The 2,292-nt window shown below is 36.0% G+C and carries 2 protein-coding genes; both read left to right on the plus strand.

The features are described 5' to 3' along the window. Nucleotides 1-422 precede the first annotated feature (422 nt). A complete protein-coding gene (locus tag ACYYG1_RS17275) occupies nt 423-1,067 on the plus strand; it encodes a hypothetical protein (protein ID WP_461211576.1) in 645 nt (214 codons plus the stop codon). A 189-nt stretch (nt 1,068-1,256) separates the two neighbouring features. Next, the gene (locus ACYYG1_RS17280) at nt 1,257-2,147 is read left to right on the plus strand and encodes a hypothetical protein (RefSeq protein ID WP_461211577.1); all 891 of its coding nucleotides are present in this window, start codon (nt 1,257-1,259) and stop codon (nt 2,145-2,147) included. Nucleotides 2,148-2,292: the final 145 nt, after the last annotated feature.

A 2,292-nucleotide genomic window follows, 5' to 3' on the forward strand; every position in this document is an offset into this window, starting at 1 on the left:
ATAGGCGGCCGAGGCGGCCGCCTAGAAATCACCCCGCCAGGGGCGGCAGTGTCAGGTGAATACTATCTCTGTACAGTAGGGGAAACCTGAATGGTAATAGTTTTTACGTTGCGCATGGCAATGCCATAGTGGGGCAATTATGCACTGTCAATTTGCAATCGGTATGGTCAATGTCGCGATTGACTAAGCTTTTGAACCGGGTTCCCCTATCAGAAAAATTAAAAATATCGATGTGCTCGGTGGGTGGTGGTGGGGGCAGGTTTTCCTCAGAAGAAATAATTGCGCCGTGTGCCCCCCCCCATCCCCCTAGCAAACAACTTGACCAGTATAACGCATAAAGGTATGGCGGTTAAGAAGGAAAATATACTTTTTCATTTTTAGATTGTTTTTTAAAATGCATCAAAAAGGGGGGGGGACAGGGAATGAATACAGTGACACTTATATTTGATGAAGATGTAAGCAAAGAAGCAGAATTTGTGTGTCGCGATGTTCATAATCTGTTCTACTTATTAATGGCAATATCAAAAATAGAATTTGTTGCACTTTTCAGCCCGAAGCTTAAAGAAACATTTTCAATAAATAAATCAGATAGAAAGTACGAGCTGGAAAATATTTCAATAGAATCAGATGAAGGGATAAATACGATTCATTTTGCGTTTGAGGCAAGCAATGAAAAAGTCAATATATCCATTGATGATCACTTGATTATACATAATACGCTTGAGATTATCGATTTTATAAAAGAGGAACCTTTTGTTTTTGAATACGTAGACTATAATATAAAATCAATATCATACTCATCACCATTTAAAGTTACAATTGCAGCATCTTTTTTTATTATTACTTTAGCGCTTGTTATTTCAGGAGGAAAAATGAATTTTTCTTATAACAAAGAATCATGTAGTTTAGAGATTGAGTTGCCCCCTATACATCAATCAGTGAGAGCGTTCGACGAAATTTTTAATATTTCAGGTATGTACAACAATCGTTATCATAACCTGAATGCTTCCGATAAACAACATACAAAAGACGATCCTGAATGGAGAGACAAAGCAGAAAAATTTTAACATTTAAAATAAGTGAAAATTGCGTGCCTGGATGTAACTTAACCTTCGCCTGTCCATGCCTCACCTGTTCTGTTTTCACGGTCGTCATGTATTCTCAACAGGCCTCGCAACGTATTGTTTTGCCTGTGAGTGCTTGGCGTTCAGGAGCAGTTCTAACTCTTGCGTTTATCAAACAAGAAGGAGAAGGCAATGAATGAATTTATTGTCGCCATTCATGCGCTAGGGAGATTCCCAGAAATTAAGATAACAGAGGAAGAATATATTGAAATTAAACGATCAAAATTAATATTAAAGAATTTTTTTGAAATAGAAAATTTGTACGAAATTTTAATAACAAATTATTATAATTTTGAAAAAGAATCTCTTGTTATTTCCCTGGATCAAATGTTGCTCAATGAATTTAATTATAAAATTGCTTACGAACAAAGGATGCGAATTAATCGTGTGATCATGAATTTGCTATCAAGCTTGCGATCCTACATTGATCAATCGCCTAAATGTATTGCTTCTTGTTTCGACAATGACATTCAAATTGAAAACAAAGAAAAAAAACGTTTTCTTGACAAAAGGAAAAGTGATTTTAATTTTGGTTTTGTTGAATCTTTAAGGAATCATGTTCAACACAACGGACTCCCAATTCATCTTTTTACATCGCATAGCAAGTGGACAGACGATTTTGAAAATATGGAATTTTGGAATTCTTTTAGTGTTAAAAAGGAGTACATAGTTTGTGATATAAAATTTAATAAACAGATCATAGATAAAATGCCAGAAAAAATAGACATACTTGACTCAATTAGGCGTTATATAAGTGATTTAAGTTTTCTTCACGATGAAATTCGGCATGATTATGCTCATTTTGTTTCGAATTCGAGAGCATTACTAGGGGGGTATATTGAAGAATATATTAAAAAAAGTAATGGACAATCAATTGGTCTTACTGCAATGCGCAAATCTGAAGGAAAATTTGTTGATCCAGTCCCGATTATTTTAGAATGGGACAATGTTCGAGAAGAACTAGAAAAAAAACATACTCCATTAGCGAACCTTACAAAGCGTTGTGTTACGAATAGGCGATAATTTTAGACATATACATGCCGATTTATTAGACTGAAAAAACACAAAAATAACCGTCGGCGATCAGGGTATGCCTGTACAGAGATAGTATTCACCTGACACTGCCGCCCCTGGCGGGGTGATTTCTAGGCGGCCGCCTCGGCCGCCT

It is taken from the genome of Desulfocurvus sp. DL1XJH-121 (assembly GCF_054819825.1).

Coding starts and splice junctions, on each gene's coding strand:
- ACYYG1_RS17275 (WP_461211576.1), top strand. CDS start 423: ATGAATACAGTGACACTTATATTTGATGAAGATGTAAGCAAAGAAGCA.
- ACYYG1_RS17280 (WP_461211577.1), top strand. CDS start 1,257: ATGAATGAATTTATTGTCGCCATTCATGCGCTAGGGAGATTCCCAGAA.